This is a genomic window from Burkholderia sp. AU30280, assembly GCF_020420125.1.
In the GTDB taxonomy this organism is placed as follows: domain Bacteria; phylum Pseudomonadota; class Gammaproteobacteria; order Burkholderiales; family Burkholderiaceae; genus Burkholderia.
In genome coordinates this window covers 392,863-413,159 of record NZ_JAIZRY010000002.1, presented here as the reverse complement: position 1 = coordinate 413,159, position 20,297 = coordinate 392,863, and the positions used below count along the sequence as shown (strand labels likewise).

16 protein-coding genes are annotated in these 20,297 nt (G+C 62.4%); 9 read left to right on the top strand and 7 right to left on the bottom strand.

Translation table 11 applies throughout. The features are described 5' to 3' along the window. Positions 1-564 precede the first annotated feature (564 nt). The 8 genes from LGN17_RS05920 to LGN17_RS05885 all read left to right on the top strand — a co-directional run bounded on the left by LGN17_RS05920 (position 565) and on the right by LGN17_RS05885 (position 12,240). On the top strand, positions 565-1,392 hold the full coding sequence (locus LGN17_RS05920) for an ABC transporter permease (RefSeq protein WP_226195722.1): 828 nt from the start codon (positions 565-567) through the stop codon (positions 1,390-1,392). A 117-nt stretch (positions 1,393-1,509) separates the two neighbouring features. Beyond that, on the top strand, positions 1,510-2,937 hold the full coding sequence (locus LGN17_RS05915; RefSeq protein ID WP_059485299.1) for a mannose-1-phosphate guanylyltransferase/mannose-6-phosphate isomerase: 1,428 nt from the start codon (positions 1,510-1,512) through the stop codon (positions 2,935-2,937). Positions 2,938-3,053: 116 nt separating this feature from the next. Continuing rightward, positions 3,054-3,662 (top strand): acyltransferase, encoded by a 609-nt coding sequence (locus LGN17_RS05910; protein WP_175829369.1) that lies wholly within the window; start codon positions 3,054-3,056, stop codon positions 3,660-3,662. Position 3,663: 1 nt separating this feature from the next. Beyond that, positions 3,664-4,902, top strand: coding sequence for a glycosyltransferase family 4 protein (locus LGN17_RS05905; RefSeq protein ID WP_226195521.1), 1,239 nt, complete (start codon positions 3,664-3,666; stop codon positions 4,900-4,902). Between the two features lie 132 nt (positions 4,903-5,034). Beyond that, positions 5,035-6,342, top strand: coding sequence for an ABC transporter ATP-binding protein (locus tag LGN17_RS05900; RefSeq protein ID WP_226195520.1), 1,308 nt, complete (start codon positions 5,035-5,037; stop codon positions 6,340-6,342). Beyond that, positions 6,342-10,016, top strand: coding sequence for a polysaccharide pyruvyl transferase family protein (locus LGN17_RS05895; RefSeq protein WP_226195519.1), 3,675 nt, complete (start codon positions 6,342-6,344; stop codon positions 10,014-10,016). Before LGN17_RS05900 ends, LGN17_RS05895 begins: the two co-directional genes overlap by 1 nt. A 14-nt stretch (positions 10,017-10,030) precedes the next feature. Then, the gene (gene wecB, locus LGN17_RS05890; RefSeq protein ID WP_226195518.1) at positions 10,031-11,131 is read left to right on the top strand and encodes a non-hydrolyzing UDP-N-acetylglucosamine 2-epimerase; all 1,101 of its coding nucleotides are present in this window, start codon (positions 10,031-10,033) and stop codon (positions 11,129-11,131) included. Continuing rightward, complete coding sequence (locus LGN17_RS05885) at positions 11,122-12,240, top strand: glycosyl transferase (protein ID WP_226195517.1); 1,119 nt, start codon at positions 11,122-11,124, stop codon at positions 12,238-12,240. Before wecB ends, LGN17_RS05885 begins: the two co-directional genes overlap by 10 nt. A 156-nt stretch (positions 12,241-12,396) precedes the next feature. Here the strand turns inward: LGN17_RS05885 and rfbD are convergent, their stop codons facing one another. The 4 genes from rfbD to rfbB are packed head-to-tail and all read right to left on the bottom strand — an operon-like array spanning position 12,397 to position 15,791. Next, positions 12,397-13,281: a dTDP-4-dehydrorhamnose reductase gene (gene rfbD / locus LGN17_RS05880; protein ID WP_226195721.1), complete on the bottom strand. Its 885-nt coding sequence runs from the start codon at positions 13,279-13,281 to the stop codon at positions 12,397-12,399. Between the two features lie 7 nt (positions 13,282-13,288). Continuing rightward, positions 13,289-13,840: a dTDP-4-dehydrorhamnose 3,5-epimerase gene (gene rfbC, locus LGN17_RS05875; protein WP_226195516.1), complete on the bottom strand. Its 552-nt coding sequence runs from the start codon at positions 13,838-13,840 to the stop codon at positions 13,289-13,291. Further along, complete coding sequence (gene rfbA / locus LGN17_RS05870; RefSeq protein ID WP_226195515.1) at positions 13,825-14,718, bottom strand: glucose-1-phosphate thymidylyltransferase RfbA; 894 nt, start codon at positions 14,716-14,718, stop codon at positions 13,825-13,827. The genes rfbC and rfbA overlap by 16 nt, the downstream gene beginning before the upstream one ends. Before the next feature lie 11 nt (positions 14,719-14,729). Then, the gene (gene rfbB / locus LGN17_RS05865) at positions 14,730-15,791 is read right to left on the bottom strand and encodes a dTDP-glucose 4,6-dehydratase (protein ID WP_226195514.1); all 1,062 of its coding nucleotides are present in this window, start codon (positions 15,789-15,791) and stop codon (positions 14,730-14,732) included. Positions 15,792-16,132: 341 nt separating this feature from the next. Here rfbB and LGN17_RS05860 point away from each other — a divergent pair, with 341 nt between their 5' ends. Next, entirely contained in the window at positions 16,133-16,972 is an 840-nt protein-coding gene (locus tag LGN17_RS05860; protein ID WP_226195513.1) for a symmetrical bis(5'-nucleosyl)-tetraphosphatase, read from the top strand. Between the two features lie 32 nt (positions 16,973-17,004). Here the strand turns inward: LGN17_RS05860 and LGN17_RS05855 are convergent, their stop codons facing one another. Genes LGN17_RS05855 through LGN17_RS05845 form a run of 3 tightly spaced genes read right to left on the bottom strand, consistent with a single transcriptional unit; the run spans position 17,005 to position 20,243 of the window. After that, on the bottom strand, positions 17,005-17,862 hold the full coding sequence (locus LGN17_RS05855; protein WP_226195512.1) for a lysophospholipid acyltransferase family protein: 858 nt from the start codon (positions 17,860-17,862) through the stop codon (positions 17,005-17,007). A gap of 19 nt (positions 17,863-17,881) precedes the next feature. Further along, positions 17,882-19,159 carry a dihydroorotase gene (locus LGN17_RS05850; RefSeq protein ID WP_226195511.1) on the bottom strand — a complete coding sequence of 426 codons (1,278 nt, stop codon included), beginning with the start codon at positions 19,157-19,159 and terminating at the stop codon, positions 17,882-17,884. A gap of 52 nt (positions 19,160-19,211) precedes the next feature. Next, on the bottom strand, positions 19,212-20,243 hold the full coding sequence (locus tag LGN17_RS05845; RefSeq protein ID WP_006476735.1) for an aspartate carbamoyltransferase catalytic subunit: 1,032 nt from the start codon (positions 20,241-20,243) through the stop codon (positions 19,212-19,214). Between the last annotated feature and the right edge of the window lie 54 nt (positions 20,244-20,297).

Genomic DNA, 20,297 nt, shown 5'->3' with positions numbered 1-20,297 from the left:
GCCGTTGCCCTCAGCCCGTGCCGGCCCGGCGCGTTCGCGCCCTGATCGGCGACCCAGGCGAGCCACGGCCGGACCGGCTCCGGCACGAGATACGCGCTCCTTCCAGGGGGCGCCTCTCTCGCGGTGCCGAATGCCGCATCTCATAAACACCAGGAGGCCTGAGCATGTCAATCCCCCGCCGAACGCCTAGTTGTTAAAAGATGTGAAAACATTAACATCTATTGCATGCCATCGGTATTCCAGCGATGATACTTGGTTTCCATGGGCAAGTAGTCGTCAACCGGCACTGATCCGGTCGACATCCAGCGCTGCTAGCACCGTCAATCAAGGCGGAGAGCGCTTCAGTCCAAGGCTGGACGGATAACCTGCATTAGAATACGTTGCAGGCGATGGCACGATATTTGCCCGATCGCTCGGGATTGAAGTCGGGAGCACATTGAAACGTCGCGGCCAGTTGGATTGCCGCATTTTTCAGACTCACGACACCCCGCAACAATGGCAGCGCCACGTGGGCGAGGGGTTGGGGGCTCCATCACCGATCCGAATGCAACGACACGCAACTTGATGAATCCGAACTCGAAGCACCCGGCATCGCCAATGGCGATCGCCCGTAGCATTTACCGTAATCGCGGACTGATTCTGCAAATGACTCAACGCGAGGTCGTCGGGCGCTATCGCGGGTCAGCAATGGGTCTTGCGTGGTCGTTCTTCAATCCCGTGCTGATGCTCGTCGTCTACACCTTCTTCTTCTCCGTCATATTCAAGTCGCGATGGGGTGCCACGAACGACGACAAGGCAAGCTTCGCGATCGTCCTGTTCGTCGGCCTGATCCTCCACAGCCTGCTGGCAGAGTGCATCAACCGGGCGCCGACATTGATTCTCGCAAACGTCAACTACGTCAAGAAGGTTATTTTCCCGCTCGAGATACTGCCGGTGGTCGCGCTCGCGTCAGCGCTGTTCCACAGCGCGATCAGCCTGCTGGTCCTGATCATCGCCGAGTGCATCCTTATCCACTCGCTGCCCTGGACCGCCATCCTGTTCCCCGTCGTCATGCTGCCTCTGATCGTCGGCTCACTGGGGCTCGCATGGTTTCTGTCGGCTCTGGGCGTCTACATTCGAGACATTTCGCAGATTACCGGTGTCATAACGTCAGTGCTGATGTTCCTGTCGCCGGTTTTCTACCCTGTGTCGAATCTGCCGCCACAGTATCGGTCCTGGATCGAACTCAACCCCCTTACTTTCATCATCGAAGAGGGACGCAACACGCTGATCTTCGGGCACACCCCCGACTGGACGAACTGGCTAACATGCATGATCGCATCCCTGCTTCTCGCGTGGTTCGGATTCTGGTGGTTCCAGCGGACCCGAAAGGGATTCGCAGACGTCCTGTAATCCATGCCAGCGCGCTCGCACGCCGCCTCGCATCAGTGGCAGTTGCCGTGCACGCGGATAGATCGCTGACCGATCGGATCATGACGCGATAGAGCAATCACCGGAGATATTCTGCACATGTCGACGCAGCCCCAAATAGTTCCCACCATCCTGTGTGGCGGCGCAGGTTCTCGCCTGTGGCCCGTTTCGCGCGAATCCCATCCGAAGCCGTTCATCCGCCTCGAAGATGGCGAGAGCCTGCTGCAAAAGGCATTCAAGCGCGGCGCCCAGCTTCCGGGCGTCACCGAAGTCGTGACCGTCACGAACCGCGAGTTGTACTTCAAGACAAGCGACGAATTCAGCACCGTCAATACCGGGCATCTGTCGACGTCGTTCATCCTCGAGCCGTTCGGACGCAATACGGCCGTCGCGATCGCCGCCGCCGCGCTGCGTGTTGCCGCAACGCTCGGCGAAAATGCAATCCTGCTGGTGCTTCCCGCGGACCACCTCGTGACAGACGATGCCGCCTTCGCGACCGCCGTCCAGGAAGCTGCCGCCTTGGCGCTCAAGGGTGCGCTGGTCACCTTCGGCATCACGCCGACGTTTGCGGAAACCGCATACGGATACATCGAGGCAGACGGCACGCGGGTCAAGCGATTCGTGGAAAAGCCGACGGTGGATGTGGCCAGGCAATACGTTGAGTCGGGATCGTTCCTGTGGAACTCCGGCATGTTCTGCTTTACCGCCGCATTCCTGCTGGCGGAAATGGCAAAACATTGCCCCGACGTGCTCGAAGCCACGCGTGCATGCATCGCGCAGTCTCGTCAGTCGGAAGGCGGTGGCGTTTCATTGGTCGAACTGAATGGTGACCAGCTGAATCGCACGCCCGATATTTCGATCGACTACGCGCTGATGGAGCGCTCCGACAAGGTTGCGGTAGTGCGCTGCGATATCGGCTGGAGCGATATCGGTTCGTGGAATGCGCTCGGCGACCTGTTGAAGCCGGACGACCACGGCAATCGTGTGGACGGCGAAGCGCTGCTCCACGATGTCAGCAATTGCTACATCCGTAGCGACAACCGGCTGGTCGGCGCCGTAGGCGTCAAGGACCTCCTGGTCGTCGACACCCCCGACGCACTCCTCATTGCCGATCGCAATCGCGCGCAAGACGTTCGGCACGTCTACGCGGCCCTCAAGTCGCAAGGCCACGAGACATTCCGGGTACATCGAACGGTAGGCCGTCCGTGGGGCATGTATACGGTTCTCGAAGAAAGCACCCGCTTCAAGATCAAGCGAATCGAGGTCAAACCGGGCGCAAGCCTCAGCCTGCAGTTGCATCATCATCGCAGCGAACACTGGATCGTGGTGAGCGGCATGGCCCTCGTCGTCAACAACGATGAGGAGTTTTACCTGCGCACCAATGAATCGACCTATATCCCGGCCGGACACAAGCACCGTCTGACCAATCCGGGCGTCGTCGATCTCGTGATGATCGAAGTCCAGAGCGGCGACTACCTCGGCGAAGACGACATCGTCCGCTTCGACGACAACTACGGTCGAAGCTAGCCCTCGGCCATCGCGCAAAGGCGGTTGCAGTCGTCGTCCTTTCCGGCGCACGACGACAGCAACTGCCTGATTAACCGCTCCCTCACATCATGACCAATGCAAGCTTCCGAGGCCGCATGAAAAGCAGGATCAAGGCTCGTCTGCTAGCGTCGTCGACGTATTTTTTTCTGGCCGCGCTCAAGTACTACATCGGCAACAACTTCATTGCGCGCATGCCGATTGAAAGAGTCCGCAACTTCTACTATCGACGCGTGCTGGGTATCGTCATCGGCCAACGAACGCACGTCAGCATGCGGCAGTTCTTCACCGGGTACCACACACGCTGCAACGTGCGCATCGGCGACAACTGCGTGCTCAATCGTGAGATCTACCTGGACGGTCGCACGGGCATCGAGATCGGAAACAACGTCAACATCTCGTTCCAGTGCTGCCTTCTCAGCCTGCATCACGATCACAACCACCCTGGTTTCATGTCGATCGGCGGCACCGTGACCATCCACGACCACGCATGGCTGGGAGCGCGCGCCATTATCCTGCCAGGCGTAACGATCGGCAAAGGCGCGGTCGTCGCGGCCGGCGCGGTCGTCACGAAGGACGTCCCGGATTTCACCGTGGTCGGTGGCGTGCCTGCAAAAATCATCGGCCAACGCAATCCCGACATTGCCTATCTGACCGACTTTTCCCCTTTCTTCGACACCGACGTGTTTGACGAATCCCGTGGCTAATATGCAGAAAAAGAGCATCCTCGTTTTTACGCTGTCCCCGCCGCTTCCTGCCAGCGCGGGTGGCCCGATCTACGTGATGAATACGCTCGCGCCGCTGGTCGACGAGTACGATTTCCATCTGTTCACCATCGGTGGAGACGAGGAAAAGAAGAAGATCGAGGAAAATCGTTCACTATATGAACGACATTTCAAATCGGTCCACGTGGAGCCGCGGGCGGCCATGCCTGCCGACATGGGTACGCCCGGACGAGCATGGCATTCACTGGTCCACTGCTTCCATGGGCTTCCGTTCATGGATGCGAGCTACTTCAGCCCTGCGGCAATTCGCAGTGCCCGCCGGATCGTCAAGGAAAAGAAGATCGACATGCTTGAGGTGCACAGCAGTCATCTGGCCTTTTTCCGCAAGTTCTTCCCGGCCTTGCCGGCCGTCCTGGTCAGTCACAACATCGAATCCGACCTCTTCCCGTTCTGGATTCCCGCGCAGCTGACGGGCTGGAAAAAAGCAGCGGTCGCGCGCATCGCCGAGATCAGCCGCCGCAACGCCCGACGCGTCGAAATCGACAACGTCTGGCGCTTCAACGCCATGACGTTCATTTCACGCGAAGACATGGATCGCGTGAAGGCGCCCGTGGAAAAGCACTATCTGCCGCTGTGCTTCCCGATCAAGGACACCGACTACCGAGCGAAGCCGACCAACGAGGTCAACCTGCTCTGGATGGGTGGCTTCTGGTGGTATCCGAATGCGGAAGGCGTTGCGTGGTTTGTCCGCGACATTCTCCCACTGGTACGCGACAAGCTCGATACGCACAACATCAAGCTCCATTTCACCGGAGGCAACCCGCCGGACGATCTCAAGGCGCTGCACGACGGACGACACATCTTCGTTCACGGCTTCGTGCCGTCGCTCGACCCGATTCTGGCGGATGCACATCTACTGTTTGTTCCGCTGCTTTCAGGCGGCGGCGTGCGCGTCAAGATCCTGGAAGCGATGAGCAACGGCATTCCCGTTCTCAGCACGGCAAAGGGCTGCGAGGGACTGGGCGCCGTCAACCGTCGGGATATCGTCATTTGCGATACGCCGGCTGAATTTGCCGACGCAATCATCGAGCTCGCCCAGAATCGCGAGATGCTGGCGACGCTGTCCACGAACGCCCGTCAGCTCCTGAAGGACAAGTATGATCTCGATGCGTGCGTTCGCACCAAACGGGACCTCTACAATAGGCTGATGCATTCGCGGTAACCGAACGAATGCTGACCTTGCCGTGCCACCGCGGTGGCCGCGAGGCAAGTCGGCATCCGACCCCTGGGTCCACTGTGCGATCGTCTTTTTTCCGCCTGCGCTGAACACGTGAAAGCTAACTCGCTCCCTCTCATGCAAACTCGCGAGCCTGAACCTACAAGCCAAACGGAACAGCTGCTCGTCAACGTCGAGCACCTCTCCAAGTGCTTCCGTATCTACGACAAACCGGCGGACCGGCTGCGGCACTCGCTCGCGACTCGCATCAAGCTCCCTGGGAGCAATTCCCGGCAATACGGTCGCGATTTCTGGGCGCTGCACGACGTCTCTTTCCCCGTCCGGCGGGGCGAAACCATTGGAATCATCGGCAGAAACGGTTCCGGAAAGTCGACATTGCTGCAAATCATTGCCGGCACGCTGTCGCCGAGCGACGGCTCGGTCACGGTCAACGGCCGGATCTCCGCACTGCTGGAACTCGGCGCCGGGTTCAATCCGGAATTCAGCGGCCGCGAGAATGTGATGCTGTCTGCCCGGATCATGGGCATCACGTCGGAAGAAATCCGCGCGCGTTTTCACGAAATCGAAGCGTTCGCCGACATCGGCGAATTCATCGACCAGCCCGTCAAGACCTACTCGTCGGGCATGTACGTCCGGCTCGCATTCGCGGTAGCCATTCACGTCTCCCCCGATATCCTGGTGGTCGACGAGGCGCTTGCGGTCGGCGATACCGCGTTTCAGACCAAATGCCTGACGCGGATCCGGAAGATGCAGAAGGAAGGCGTCACGATCCTGCTGGTAACACACTCCACCAACACCCTCGTCGAGTACTGCGACCGGGCCATCTACCTGAAGCGGGGCCGGCTGGTAAAGGACGGTCCGTGCCGCGACGTGGTCAAGCTCTATGCGAACGACCTCGTCGACGAAGAAGGCGGGAGCGCGATCGACATCGAGGTGCCGACACAGCACACCGACACCGATTCCCCCGCCAGCCCGGCGGTGAGCGATGCCATGACGGCCTTGTCGGACCGGACGTCGATTCTCGACGTGAAGATCGAGGATGCGAACGGCAAGGAACGCACGACCTTCTCGTTCAATGAAGCGTTCCGCGTCGTCGTATCGATCAGCGTGTCCGAGCCGAACCCGAAGCCTTGCTTCGGACTTCAGATCAAAAGCATCGACGATATCGTGCTGTGGAGCGCGACCACCCAGCATATGAATATTGCGCTCCCGCCCCTGTCCGCGGGAACATACCAGTTCACCTGGAAGATGCGCGCGAGCTTCTCTGGCAACCGCTATGTGCTGGCGGTCGGCGTCGGCGATATCGCCTCCGGCGAATACAAACGGCACGCGCGCCTGCCCTATGGTGGCCACATCGACGTGCTTCCGGAAAACAACAGTGGATCGGGGTGGCTCGCGCCGTGTCCGGTATTCGAGTTCGAATGATGACGGAGAACGACACCATGCAAGTGCGCAGCATCAAGGTCGTCGCGGTCGGCTATTACGGCGCACCCAACGTCGGTGACGAATTGTTGCTGGGCCTGCTCGCTCGCCAGGTTCGGGAGCGCGGCGGCGAGCTCGTCGCACTGAGCATCAACCCCGAATATACGACGCATGCCCACGGCATCGCCGCCGTCGACTATTTCAATCTCGGTGCCGTCGGCCGCGCGCTGTCCGACGCCGATCTGCTGGTATTCGGCGGTGGCGGCATCTTTCAGGATCATCATCCGTTCAACGTCGAGGCACTTTACGACCCGACCCAAAACGATATCGCGGGCTATGCGCGGATTTTTTACATGGCTCGGCAGTTCGGGGTCCGCACGGTCATCTGGGCACACGGTGTCGGACCGCTGGTCAACCCGGCCAGCCGCGACATCACGCGCGACGTGTTCACGCATGCAGATCACGTTTCGCTGCGCGACACGGACTCCGAGGCGCTTCTGCACGATATCGGCGTACGTCGGAACATTCCCGTCGGCGCCGATCCGGGCTGGGCATTCGTCAGCCGCCCGCCCGCCGGAGTCGACATTTCCGGCAAGCTCGCCCCGTTGGGGACAAAGAAGAAGCTGGCGGTCATCGCCCGATCGTGGGAGTTCAACCGGAACTGGGAAGAAAAACTCGTCGCCGCGTTGAATGAAGCGCTGGACGACAGCTGGTCGATCGTGTGGCTCGGCTTTCAATGGAGCGTCGGCGACCAAGAGCGTCTCACCGATCGATCCTTTCTCGAACACCTCAAGCTCGCGGTGTCGCCCCATATCGAAAGCGTCATCATTGACCGGATCACGCCCGACGAGGCATTCGCGGTTATCGGCGAGTGCGACGCCGCGTTCTCGATGCGCCTGCACGGAAGCATCCTCGCACTCGGAAAATCGATCCCGGTCGCGGCGCTGGAATATGACGCCAAGATGGCGCATGCGCACGATATGGCGGGCCTTCCGGCGTCGCTGCGCCTTCAGTTGAACGACGACGTAGCGGACTTCACCTCCGCAGTGCGCAGGCTGACACACCCGGATGGCGCGCCCTGGATCATCGCGCAGGAAAAGCTCGACGCGCTAAACGCTTCGGCCTGCGTACATTCAACCGTCCTGGACGACGCTTTTGCGGCCGTTCGCTCCGCGTCGGGCAGAGCCCCGCGTCGCTGGAGCAGCCAGCAGCTAGACTGGATGAGCACATGGCTCGAGCAGCTCATCTGGCAAAAGAATGGCGCCGCTCGCATGAGCGAGAAGGCGCTCGACCTGCTGCGCTACCGCGATTCACAACTCGCCGAGAAAGACGCACGGGTCGGCCAGCTTGAGACGGAACTCGGGAAAACAGTGGGTTTGCTGCATTTCCGCGACGCACAGCTTGCGCGACAGGAAGAACAGGTCGCCGAGCTTCAGAACAGACTGGAACTGGCGAACCATAAACTGCTCGCGGCGGAAGCGTTCGTCAAGCACGCGTCACAGATGCATGCCGCACAAACGACGACACTCAAGGACTCCGCTCGAAAAGTCGCGGAGGATCAAGCTGATAAAATTTCAAGCCTGGAGGCAACGATCCGGCAATTCGAGCAGGGTCACGCCGAATCCGAGGCACTCACGCAACCCAATGTGGCCGCAGCCGCAATTCACTCCACTTCGGGATCCTCTATGCTTTTTCGCCGGTACATGTCCGCCCCTCTCACCTACATGAGCCGTGCTGCCTATATTCTGCGCAATGGCGGCGTACGCGCGCTCGTGTCTGCTGCACGACGCCATTACCGGTATCAGCAAGCACAGCAGCAGATCCAGCAGGCCGCCATCGAAGTGGCAAGCAGCAGTCCGACTGCGGAAGATCAACGCCTCTCGTTCCGCGCAGCAGCCAAGCTGCAACGCGAAGAAATCATCGTCATCGCCACTCACGCGTACGACTGGGCGGGTTCCGGGCATCGCTACGCACAACTGACCACGACGGCGCTCGCCGCGGGCCATCGCGTTGTCTATCTGGTCGTGCCTCCGGATACGGGATCGACGCACGCGCCGCTCACGCCCCGCATTCCCGGATTGATTCACGAATATATCGATCCGACGAAGATCAAGGACATTTTCGGTCAGGTATCGGAAAGCGCGAAATTGATCATCGGCGTGCCCGACTCCCGGGTCACACCCTTTTTCGAGTTCGCGCGCAATCGCGGGCTCGAAACGATCCTCGACGTCGCACAGGACTGGAGCCACGATGGCCAGGCCATGCGCATCCTCGAGTCGATCGCCGTCGATGCCGATCGATGCACCGTCGGCATGCCGGCACTTGCAGACACCATCCCGCAGCGTGCCCGGGGAAAAATCGAGCTGCTGCCCGGTGCCGCGGTTCATACGGTCTTCGACGTCTACAAGCAGTACAACCGTCCGGGCGACATGCCGTCCAAGCGCCGCAGCGTCGCACTGTTCTACTCGGTCGACGGACTCGACTCGGTGGATTACCAGTGGTTCAAGGAAACCGCGGAGCGCAACGTCAACGTCATGTTCTGCGTGATCGCCGATGGGCAATTGACGCCGGGCCTGCCGGATAACGTCGTCATGCTTGGCATGCGGCACACGAGCGAAGTGCCGGCCTACATCGCCCATGCGGATTTCATGTTCTTCCCGCTTGCGGCGCGGAGCCTGCGCTGCGCCGACTCCACCGCAGGTATTTATGCGGCGCTGCTTCAGCGCAAGCCGGTCGTGTGTTCGATGGAACTTGGCGTGACAGCCACCCCGCTGTTGCACGTTCGCACGGACCTTGCGTCGTTCGCGGCGCAATGCGGCGCACTCGCTGCGGCAGAACCCGTCACACAAAACGACGACATCTTCGTTGCGGGCAACAGTTGGCTCGGCCGCATCGAGCAGCTGTGCCCGCCGCAGCCCCGGCATGACGTCAGCGTCGTTATCCTGATTCACAACAACGCGGGCATCATCGCACGCTGCCTGCAGACCCTGCTCCAGCACGCTGCGCCGTACATAGCGGAAGTGATTGTCGTCGACAATGCAAGTTCCGATGGTGGCGCAGAACTCGTCGAGCGCGAATTTCCCAACGTCAGGCTGGTCCGCAACCCGGAGAATGGCTGCTCGTCGGGACGCAATCTCGGCGTTCAGCACAGCACGGGCAAGTACATCGTCTTCTTCGACAGCGATCAGTGGTTTGTGGGCGCGTCGGGTTTCGAAGAAGCGCTGCACGTCCTGGAAAACGACGCGAGTGTCGGCGTCATCGGATGGAATGCAGGCTGGTTCGACGCCACGCGCACCGATCTCGGCGGCATGATTGCCGACTATTGTCCGAATCGGGCGATGAACGCGGCGGCAATCCGCGACGGCTATCGTGCCGACATCGGCTTCCTCGGCACCAGCGGCTTCTTCATGCGTCGGCGCACGTTCGATGCGACGCAAGGATTCGATACCTTCTACGACCCGACCTGCTTTGAAGATACGGACCTGTGCTTCCAGGTCAAGGCACTCGGAATGAAGGTCACTTACCGGGATTTGTCCGGAATCCGCCATCAGCCCCATCAAACGACCGGCGCCGACAGCGGCAGCGAGGCCTATCGCAAGCTATTCCTTCGAAACGCGAACTACTTCAAGGAGAAGTGGCGCGATTACCCGCATTTCTATCTGGACTACATCGATTGATTCGAAGCGACAGCATGTCTAGAACCATACTGTGCGTCGTAGGCACGCGACCGGAGGCCATCAAGATGGCGCCGGTCATCCTGCGTTTGCGAGCGGATCCGGGATTCAAGGTGCACGTGCTCGCGACCGCGCAACACCGCGATCTGCTCGACCAGATCCTGACCTGTTTCGATATCAAACCGGATGTCGATCTCGACATCATGCGTCCGAATCAGGGGCTTGCCAGCCTGACGTCGCGTCTGCTTGACGGTATCGATGCCGTGCTCGTGGACAAGCGTCCCGATCTCGTACTGGGACAAGGCGACACCACGACGGTCATGGCCACGGCGCTTGCATGCTTCTATCGGCATATACCGTTCGGTCATATTGAAGCGGGCCTGCGTACCCGCGATCTCGGCAATCCGTTTCCTGAAGAGATGAACCGCGTTTTCGCGGGGCGCCTTGCAAGACTGCATTTCGCGCCGACAGCGAGTTCGCGCGACAACCTCCTGCATGAAAACATCCCCAGCGACCAGATCTGGGTGACCGGGAACACCGTCATCGACGCGCTTCACACTGTCTTGCGGACACATCCGTCCTGCGGCGTCGATATCGACGACACGAAACGGCTGATTCTAGTCACCGCGCATCGCCGGGAGAATTTCGGCGCCCCGCTCGAACGGATCTGCCATGCCATTCGCCAGATTGTCGACGCCAACGACGACGTCGAGGTGCTGTTTCCCGTCCATCCCAATCCGCACGTCCAGCGTACGACGCGCGAACTACTGTCGCACCACGCCCGGATCCGACTCTGCCCGCCGCTCGACTATGTACCGTTCGTCGCCGCCATGCAGCGCTCGTACCTCATCCTCAGCGACTCGGGCGGCGTGCAGGAAGAAGCACCCGCTCTGGGCAAACCGGTCCTGGTGTTGCGCGACGAGACCGAGCGCCCGGAAGCTGTCGAAGCCGGTGTCGTCAAGCTCGTCGGCACTCAAACCGATACGATCGTCGATGCGGTCCAGCTGATGCTCGACAACGCCGACGAATACAGCAAGGTTGCACGCGGCGTCTCGCCCTACGGTGACGGAAGGGCAGCTCAGCGGATTTTCGACGTCATCCGGGAACAATGCGTGTGATCGAACAACTCGTCTATCTGTCTCCGGTGCCATGGAGCAGCTTCGCACAGCGACCTCACAAGTTCGTCGAGTGGTTTCATCAAGAAACCCATTGCCGGGTGCTCTGGATCGATCCGTATCCAACCCGCCTGCCCATGCTTCAAGACTTGCGCCGTCCATCCGGCGAAGGCAAGTCCGACGCGCATACCGCCGCGCCGCCTTGGCTCGACGTCGTCCGCATTCGCAGCCTTCCGCTCGAGCCACTGCCCCTCGGCACCGCAATCAATCGATTCGGATGGCGTGACATCACGCGTCGCGTCACGCAATTCTGCGCCGAGCGCAACACGCTTCTCGCGGTCGGAAAGCCGTCCGCGCTCGCGCTCGACGTGTTACGAGCGGCTCGTCCCGCCCGGTCGCTCTACGACAGGATGGACGACTTCCCGTCGTTCTATCGAGGCGTTTCGCGCTCGGCGATGAAACGCACCGAACTCGCTGTCGCGCGCGAGGTCGACACGGTTTTCGTATCGTCTTCGGGCTTGCGCTCGAGTTGGAGCAGTGTTCGGCCTGACGCCAAGCTGGTCCACAACGGGCTCGATCCAGCCGTCCTTCCGGCGTTCCGCGAAAAGACGTTGGATCATACCGGGCCGCATGTACTGGGTTACCTGGGCACCATGGGGCCGTGGTTCGACTGGCAATGGCTCGCTGCGCTTGCGCAATGCCGCCCCGCGGACACGATTCGATTGATCGGGCCGTTATTCCATCCCCCGCAAATCGCGCTGCCCGCGAACGTGCAGATTCTTCCGCCGCTGAAGCACGCCGCCGCTCTCGCCGCGATGTCGGACTTCGACGTCGGCCTGATTCCGTTCCTGCGCAACCCGCTCACGGACGGTGTCGATCCGATCAAGTATTACGAGTACAGAGCGCTTGGATTACCGGTCATCTCGACCCCTTTCGGAGAAATGGCAACGCGGTGCGACGAACCCGGTACATTCCTCTCGAGCGGATCCGAGAACCTGTCTTCGATCGTTGTCGAAGCACTCGAATACCGGACGACGCACGACGAGGTATCGCGAATCCGGAGCGCAAACAGCTGGGCCGCCCGTTTCGCGGCAACAGGCATTCTCGGCTAGTGTTCCATCCCTGCTCGATCGCGGTTCGCTTGGCATGCAAGGCTGACAAGACGGGAAAGCTCAGTGACGGGATCCGCCGCTGGCGCGACTGCCCGTTACCCTGACGCGCCCGGTCACTACCTAGCGATGCAGGGGTCCGATCGCCGGCGATCCCTTTCAGTCGGTCATGCAGAGGCCCAGCGCGTATTCCCAATCGGGCAGGTGCAGGCCGAACGTCTCGGCGAGTTTGCCGTGGGACAAGCGCGAATTCGCCGGGCGACTTGCGCGCACCGGAAACTCGCTCGCGGAGATCGGCACCACAGCGGGTGCGTCGTCACCCATCGCGATGCCGAGAATCGCTTTGGCGAAACCGTGCCAGGACGTCTCGCCGGCCGCACTCAGATGATAGGTTCCGGAGCGCGCCTGCCACCAGGCCTCATGATGGGCGGCCAGCCCTTTGGAGAGGATGTGCGCAGTCGCGGCTGCAATTGTTTTCGACCAGGTCGGCGCGCCGACCTGATCGGCAACCACACGCAATTCGGGTCGCTCCGCGCCCAGCTTGAGCATCGTGCGCAAGAAATTCCTGCCACGTCGCCCGTATACCCAGCTGGTTCGCAAGGTCAGGTACGCGCACCCTGCGTTCTCGATCGCACGCTCACCCTCGAGCTTGGTCGTCCCGTACACGTTCAGCGGATTCACTGCATCGGTCTCGGTATACGCGCCCGCCTTGGCTCCGTCGAACACGTAATCGGTCGAGTAGTGAATCAGCACCGCACCGCTGCGCGCAGCCTCTTCCGCCAGGACCCGCGGCACATCGGCATTTATGCGTCTTGCCGCATCGACGTCGTCCTCGGCATTGTCAACGGCCGTATAGGCAGCCGGATTCACGATGAAGGCCGGCTGCAACGCCCGCACGACAGCACGGATCCGCTCGAGATCAGACAGATCGAGCATCGAGCGGTCGCACGCCACCACACGGCCGAGCCCCTGCAGCGAGCGCAGCAGTTCAAAACCTACCTGACCCGTGACACCGGTTACGAGGATCGTCGACTCGGAATTCATCACGACCTCACTCAAAAAGATCAGCGTCCATCAACCGCATGCCCGCGGCATCCTTGACGGCCAGCAGCGGCTCGCCATCCAGCGGCCACGCGATCCCGATGTCCGGATCGTTCCAGACAATGCTGCGTTCGTGCTCGGGAAACCAATAATCGGTCGTCTTGTAGAGGAACTGAGCAGACTCGGACACCACAAGGAAGCCATGCGCGAACCCCGGCGGAACCCAAAGCTGCCGATGGTTGTCGGCGGACAGCGTCACGCCGACCCACTTGCCGAAATTGGGCGAACTGCGGCGCACATCGACTGCGACGTCGAACACCTCTCCCTCGACCACGCGTACCAGCTTGCCCTGTGTGTGTTCGATCTGGTAGTGCAGCCCGCGCAGCACGCCTTTTGCGGATCGCGAGTGATTGTCCTGCACGAACTCGATGCCCGGAGCGACCTGCTCCGCAAACTCGCGCGCGTTGAAGCTCTCGTAGAAATACCCGCGCGCGTCGCCAAACACCTTCGGCTCGATGAGCTTGACTTCGGGAAGAGCCGTTGCAGTTACTTGGATAGCCATGCGACCTGATCCGAAAGAATGAGCTCAAGATAGCGCCCGTAGCTGTTCTTTGCCAGAGGCACAGCAAGCTTGCGTAACTGGTCCGCGTCGATCCACTGCCTTCGATAGGCGATCTCCTCGGGGCAAGCGACGACGAGCCCCTGCCGCTTCTGTAACGTTGCGATGAACGTCGCCGCATCGATCAGCGAATCGTGCGTGCCGGTATCGAGCCAGGCATAGCCACGCCCCATGATCTCCACGTCGAGCTTGCCATCGGCGAGATAACGCGAATTCACGTCGGTGATCTCGAGCTCGCCGCGCACGGACGGCTTGATATCGGCGGCGATGTCGCATACCCGGTTGTCGTAGAAGTACAGTCCGGTCACCGCATAGTTCGAGCGCGGCGCGGCTGGCTTCTCCTCGATCGACAACGCGTGGAACTCCTTGTCGAATTCAACGACGCCGTAACGCTCGGGATCGTTCACGTGATACGCGAATACCGTCGCGCCCGACTCCTTCGCGTGCGCACGCTCCAGTTGCTTCGCGAGATCGTGCCCATAGAAAATGTTGTCGCCGAGAATCAGCGCCGACGGATCGTTGCCGACGAAACTCCTCCCGATGATGAACGCCTGCGCAAGCCCGTCTGGTGACGGCTGCACCGCGTAGCAAATATTCATCCCCCACTGGCCGCCGTCGCCGAGCATCGCCTCGAAGCGCGGCGTATCCTGCGGCGTAGAAATGACGAGTACGTCGCGGATCCCCGCCAACATCAACGTCGACAGCGGGTAGTAAATCATCGGCTTGTCGTACACAGGCAGAAGCTGCTTCGATACGACATGCGTAACCGGATACAGCCGCGTGCCCGAGCCACCGGCGAGAATAATGCCTTTGCGTGACATCGATCAGATCCTCACGTGCGTTGCGCGTAATTCGTTTCGACCCACTTGCGGTAGTCGCCGGACGCGACATCGCCCACCCACGCCTGGTGGTCAAGATACCAGCGCACCGTCTTCGCGAGCCCGGTCTCGAACGTTTCGGCGGGCTTCCAGCCGAGCTCCCGCTCGAGCTTGCGCGCATCGATCGCGTAGCGGCGGTCGTGGCCCGGGCGGTCCGTCACGTACGTGATCAGATCGCGGTACGAGCCCGTTGCCTTCGGCCGTGCAGCGTCGAGCAGATCGCAGAGCGTATGCACGACGTCAAGGTTCTTCTTCTCGTTCCAGCCGCCGATGTTGTATGTCTCGCCCGGCACGCCGCGCGCGAGCACTTCGCGGATCGCGCTGCAGTGGTCGCCGACGTACAGCCAGTCGCGTACATTCTGGCCGTCGCCGTAGACCGGCAGCGGCTTGCCCGCGAGCGCATTCGCGATCATCAGCGGGATCAGTTTCTCTGGGAACTGGTAAGGGCCGTAGTTGTTCGAGCAATTCGTCGTGAGCGTCGGCAGGCCGTACGTGTGGTGATATGCACGCACCAGGTGATCGGAGCCAGCCTTCGTCGCCGAATAGGGGCTGTTCGGCGCGTAAGGCGTCGTCTCCGAAAACTGCGGGTCGGCCGCGGACAACGACCCGAACACTTCGTCGGTCGACACGTGCAGGAAGCGGAATGCCGCCTTGTCCGCGTCGTTCAGACCGTTCCAGTACGTGCGCGCCGCTTCGAGCAGCGTAAACGTGCCGACGACGTTGGTCTGCACGAAATCAGCCGGCCCGTGGATCGAGCGGTCGACGTGGCTTTCAGCGGCGAAATGGACAACGGCGCGCGGCTTGTGCTCGGCAAACAGGGCATCGAGCGCCGCGCGATCGCAGATATCGACGCGCGCAAACATATGATCCGGATTCCCGTCCAGCGGCGCCAGCGTACGCAGATTACCCGCATAGGTCAGTTTGTCGACATTGAGCACGGCCTCGCCGGAGGTGCCCATCCAGTCGAGTACAAAGTTGGCACCGATAAAACCCGCGCCGCCGGTAACCAAGATCATGAAAGTCCTCTAGTAATAATATGCGGCGCGCCTGGCAGGTGCGCATCGCATTTCTTGTCATGTCACAGTGGCCAAGTCTCGGCCAATCAGGCCCGGCATTTTAACCGGTCGCCATGACCGGCCAAGTCACGAGACGTTAATTTCGGAGCGAAAATGTCAATTATAGGAATCCAGCGCACACCAGTTCCATGCCGCTAACAACTTGATACAGCGCCCCGGCCCTTTGCGCCACGAAGAATCGTATGCCACGGGGGCGGCCCAATGGGGAACGTCCGTTGCGCCACAGGCGTAATTGAACGATTTTTTCTCAGTTCATCCAGATTCGTCACGATCCAACCCTCATGCTTCCCTCCCCCATCGCCATCGGCGACATCCAAGGCTGTCATTCCGCTTTCCAGGCTTTGCTCGAAAAGCTTTCAGCTCCCGCCGACACGCCCCTTTGGATCGCCGGCGACGTCGTCAACCGCGGCCCGGACTCCCTCGCCGCGCTGCGTGCACTCGTCGACCTCGGCCCGCGCGCGACCGTCGTGCTCGGCAATCACGACCTCCACCTGCTTGCGGTCTCGGCCGGCCTGCGCACCGAACGCCCGGGCGACACCATCGGCGAGATCCTGGACGCACCCGACGCCGATGCATTGCTCGACTGGGTCCGCCACCGCCCGTTCGCGCACTTCGAACACGGCATGCTGCTCGTCCATGCAGGCGTACTGCCGCAATGGGACACCACGCTCGCGCTCGAACTCGCCGACGAACTCCAGCGCGCGCTGCGCGCCCCCGACTGGCGCGACACGCTTCAAGGCCTATACGGCAACGAACCGAACCAATGGAACCCGAACCTAAAGAAACGCGACCGGATGCGCGTCGCGTTCAACGCGTTCACGCGCGTGCGCTTCTGCACGCCCGACGGTGCGATGGAATTCAAGGCGAATGGCGGCCCCGACAGCGCGCCGCCCGGCTACCTGCCGTGGTTCGATGTACCGGGGCGCCGTACGGAGGACGTGACGGTCGTGTTCGGGCACTGGGCCGCGCTCGGCCTGATGGTGCGCGAGAACGTCGTCGCGCTCGATTCGGGATGTGTGTGGGGAAACCAGTTGTCGGCCGTACGGCTGACGGCCGATCCGGCGCAGCGCACGGTCACGCAGGTGCAATGCGAAGCGTGCCGCGCGCCGGGCGGAGAGTGATTAGAGGCTGATTCGCGTCGCCGGGAAGCGCGTCAACCCTCGCGCCCCGGCACGGGCGCATCGGCCGCGTCGCCGCCTGCCGCGCCGGTGCCAACCTCGGTCGCCGGATACGCATGCTTCTGCAATTCCGCAAGCGACTCGGCCGTCGGCTTGCCGACCTTGGCCTGCAGCGTCGCGAGCGCAGCCGCGATCGCATCGCGCGCCGCGGCGGACGTCGCCCGCCGGTCGCCGCCCGGCGCGATCGGTTCGCACACGTACAGGTGCGCGATGATCGGGCCGCCGCGCAACACCATGTCGAGCGACTTGCCGAGCGCCAACTCGCCCGTGTAGGCCGGCGCGACCGACTGCCGCCGCTGCGCATCCTCGTACATCAGGCAGATCGGCTGCACCGCACAGCCAGCCGATACCGCGGCCTGGAACAGGTTCGCATGGAACGGCAGCAGCTCCTGCCCGTCGGTCGTCGTCCCTTCCGGAAATACGCACATCAGCCCGCCGTTGCGCAGGCGCTCCGCCATCTCGTGCATGACCCGCATCGCCTCGGTGCGCTTCTCGCGCTGCAGGAACACGGTGTCGAGCTTTTCGGCGAGCCAGCCGACGACCGGCCACTGCCGCACCTCGGCCTTCGACACGAACGGCGTCGGCCGCCACGCGTTGACCGTGTAGATGTCGAGCCAGGACACGTGATTGCCGACCACGAGCGCGCTCGCGTCGAGCCGTGCGCCGTCGTTATGGACGACGAGGCGCATCCCGCAAATCCGCAGCAGCTTGAGCGACCAGCGGCGCGTCATCTCGGCACGCCGCGCGGGCGTGACGTGCGAAAAACGCAGCGCGACGATCACCATGCCGCGCAACAGGTGAAAGACGAGACGCAGCTTGCGAAAGGCAATCATGGCGAAAGTCCGGCGTGGTTCAGGGGCGCTCGAACGCGATCTGCCCGGCGACGAGCGTCGTGCGCACGCAGGCGGGCAGTTCGTAGCCGAGGAACGGCGAGTTGTGGCCCTGGCTCTTCAGCGCACGCGGCTCGACGCGCCAGTGCGCGCGCGGGTCGAACACGCACAGGTCGGCCGCGCCGCCTTCGGTGAGGCGGCCGGCCGGCAGCTGCAGCACGTCGGCCGGCGCGGACGTGATGCGGCGCAGCGCCTGCGCAATCGGCGTACGCGTTTCATCGGCCCACTTCAGCGTCAGCGACAGCAGCAGTTCGAGCCCCGTCGCACCCGGCGTCGCTTCGCCGAACGGCAGCAGCTTCTCGTCGTCGTCGACCGGCGTGTGGTCGGAGCAGATCGCGTCGATCGTGCCGTCGGCGAGTGCCACGCGAATCGCTTCGCGATCGCGCTCGCTGCGCAGCGGCGGATCGAGCCGGAACTGCGAATCGAAGTAGCCGATGTCGACGTCGATCAGGTGCACGTGATTGACGCCGACGTCGCAGGTCACGGGCAGCCCCTCGGCCTTCGCCTCGCGCACGAGCGCGAGCCCGGCCGCCGACGACAGCCGCGCGAGGTGCACGCGTGCGCCCGTCACGCGCATCAGTTCGAAAATCGTGTGCAGCGCGATCGTCTCGGCCGCGACCGGCACGCCGGACAGCCCGAGCCGCGACGCCAGCGCACCGCTCGCGGCGACACCGCCGCGGCCGATGAATGCGTCTTGCGGGCGCAGCCACGTGGTGTAGCCGTAGGTGCTCGCGTACTGCAGCGCACGCAGCAGCACCTGCGTATCGCGCACCGGCACGTTGGCGTGCGTGAAGCCGACGCAACCGGACTCGGTCAGCGCGACCATCTCGGTGATCACTTCACCCTTGAGACCGACCGTCAGCGCGCCAAGCGGATGCACGTTCGCCTGGTGCAGGTTGCGCGCGCGGAACTTGAGCATCTCGACGAGGCCCGGCTCGTCGAGCACGGGGTCGGTATCCGGCGGGCACACGAGGGTCGTGACACCGCCCGCGACGGCCGCGGCCATCTCGGACGCGAGCGTCGCCTTGTGCTCGTAGCCGGGCTCGCGCAGCCGCGCGCACAGGTCGACGAGGCCAGGCGCGACGATCAGGCCCGACGCGTCGATCGTCCGGTCCGCGTTGAAACCGGCCGGCGCCGTGCCGAGCGCGGCGATCTTGCCGTCCGCAACGAATACGTCGGCCTGCTGCTCGGTGCCGGCGACCGGGTCGATCAGCGTGCCGCCTTTGATATGAATCTTCATGCGCTGTCTGTAAATGCGTTGATTGCGTGAATAAGGATGCGCGAAAGCGGGCTCAGTCGCTGTTGCCGGCGACGATGCCCATCACGGCCATCCGCACGGCGATGCCGAACGTGACCTGGTTGAGGATCACCGACTGCGGGCCATCGGCGACCTGCGAATCGATCTCGACGCCGCGGTTCATCGGGCCCGGGTGCATCACGATCGCGTCGGGCGCGGCGAGCGCGAGGCGCTCGGGCGTCAGGCCCCAGGTCTTGAAATATTCCTGCGCCGACGGCAGCAGCGCGCCGCTCATCCGTTCGTTCTGCAGGCGCAGCATGATGATCACGTCGACGCCCTTCAGCCCTTCGTCGAGGTTGTGGAACACCTTCACCCCCATCTGCTCGAGCCCGCCCGGCAGCAGCGTGCGCGGGCCGATCGCGCGCACTTCCGGCACGCCGAGCGTGGTGAGCGCGTGAATGTCGGAGCGCGCGACCCGCGAATGCAGGATGTCGCCGACGATCGCCACGCGCAGCTTCGTGAAGTCGCGCTTGTAGTGACGGATCGTGTACATGTCGAGCAGGCCCTGCGTCGGGTGCGCGTGGCGGCCGTCGCCGGCGTTGATCACGTGCACGTGCGGCGCGCAGTGCTCGGCGATCAGATACGGTGCGCCGCTCGACGCGTGACGCACGACGAACAGGTCGGCATGCATCGCCGACAGGTTGTTGATCGTGTCGAGCAGCGATTCGCCCTTGCTCGTCGACGACGCGTTGATGTTCAGGTTCAGCACGTCGGCCGACAGGCGCGTCGCGGCGATCTCGAAGGTCGTGCGCGTGCGCGTCGAGTTCTCGAAGAACAGGTTGAACACGGACTTGCCGCGCAGCAGCGGCACCTTCTTCACTTCACGGTCCGTCACGCTGACGAACTGCTCGGCCGTATCGAGGATGTGGTTGACGATCGAGCGCGGCAGGCCTTCGATCGACAGCAGGTGCTTCAGCTCGCCGTTTTTCGTGAGCTGCGGGTTGCCCTTCAGGAAGCCGTAGCGGAACCGGTCGGGGCTCGCGGCCGCAGCGGGATTGCCGGTGCGGCCAGTGGTGTCGGTGGTCATGATGTGCGTGATTCCAACTATGCAAACGGGCCGCGGTGCAAACCAGCGGCCCGG

Bases quoted from the DNA above. Each gene is read 5' to 3' on its own strand.
- rfbD (WP_226195721.1), bottom strand. From the start codon at position 13,281: ATGAATTCCGAGTCGACGATCCTCGTAACCGGTGTCACGGGTCAGGTA.
- LGN17_RS05850 (WP_226195511.1), bottom strand. From the start codon at position 19,159: ATGAAGATTCATATCAAAGGCGGCACGCTGATCGACCCGGTCGCCGGC.
- LGN17_RS05920 (WP_226195722.1), top strand. From the start codon at position 565: ATGAATCCGAACTCGAAGCACCCGGCATCGCCAATGGCGATCGCCCGT.
- LGN17_RS05915 (WP_059485299.1), top strand. From the start codon at position 1,510: ATGTCGACGCAGCCCCAAATAGTTCCCACCATCCTGTGTGGCGGCGCA.
- rfbB (WP_226195514.1), bottom strand. From the start codon at position 15,791: ATGATCTTGGTTACCGGCGGCGCGGGTTTTATCGGTGCCAACTTTGTA.
- LGN17_RS05845 (WP_006476735.1), bottom strand. From the start codon at position 20,243: ATGACCACCGACACCACTGGCCGCACCGGCAATCCCGCTGCGGCCGCG.
- rfbC (WP_226195516.1), bottom strand. From the start codon at position 13,840: ATGGCTATCCAAGTAACTGCAACGGCTCTTCCCGAAGTCAAGCTCATC.
- LGN17_RS05910 (WP_175829369.1), top strand. From the start codon at position 3,054: ATGAAAAGCAGGATCAAGGCTCGTCTGCTAGCGTCGTCGACGTATTTT.
- rfbA (WP_226195515.1), bottom strand. From the start codon at position 14,718: ATGTCACGCAAAGGCATTATTCTCGCCGGTGGCTCGGGCACGCGGCTG.
- wecB (WP_226195518.1), top strand. From the start codon at position 10,031: ATGTCTAGAACCATACTGTGCGTCGTAGGCACGCGACCGGAGGCCATC.
- LGN17_RS05905 (WP_226195521.1), top strand. From the start codon at position 3,664: ATGCAGAAAAAGAGCATCCTCGTTTTTACGCTGTCCCCGCCGCTTCCT.
- LGN17_RS05900 (WP_226195520.1), top strand. From the start codon at position 5,035: ATGCAAACTCGCGAGCCTGAACCTACAAGCCAAACGGAACAGCTGCTC.
- LGN17_RS05895 (WP_226195519.1), top strand. From the start codon at position 6,342: ATGACGGAGAACGACACCATGCAAGTGCGCAGCATCAAGGTCGTCGCG.
- LGN17_RS05860 (WP_226195513.1), top strand. From the start codon at position 16,133: ATGCTTCCCTCCCCCATCGCCATCGGCGACATCCAAGGCTGTCATTCC.
- LGN17_RS05885 (WP_226195517.1), top strand. From the start codon at position 11,122: ATGCGTGTGATCGAACAACTCGTCTATCTGTCTCCGGTGCCATGGAGC.
- LGN17_RS05855 (WP_226195512.1), bottom strand. From the start codon at position 17,862: ATGATTGCCTTTCGCAAGCTGCGTCTCGTCTTTCACCTGTTGCGCGGC.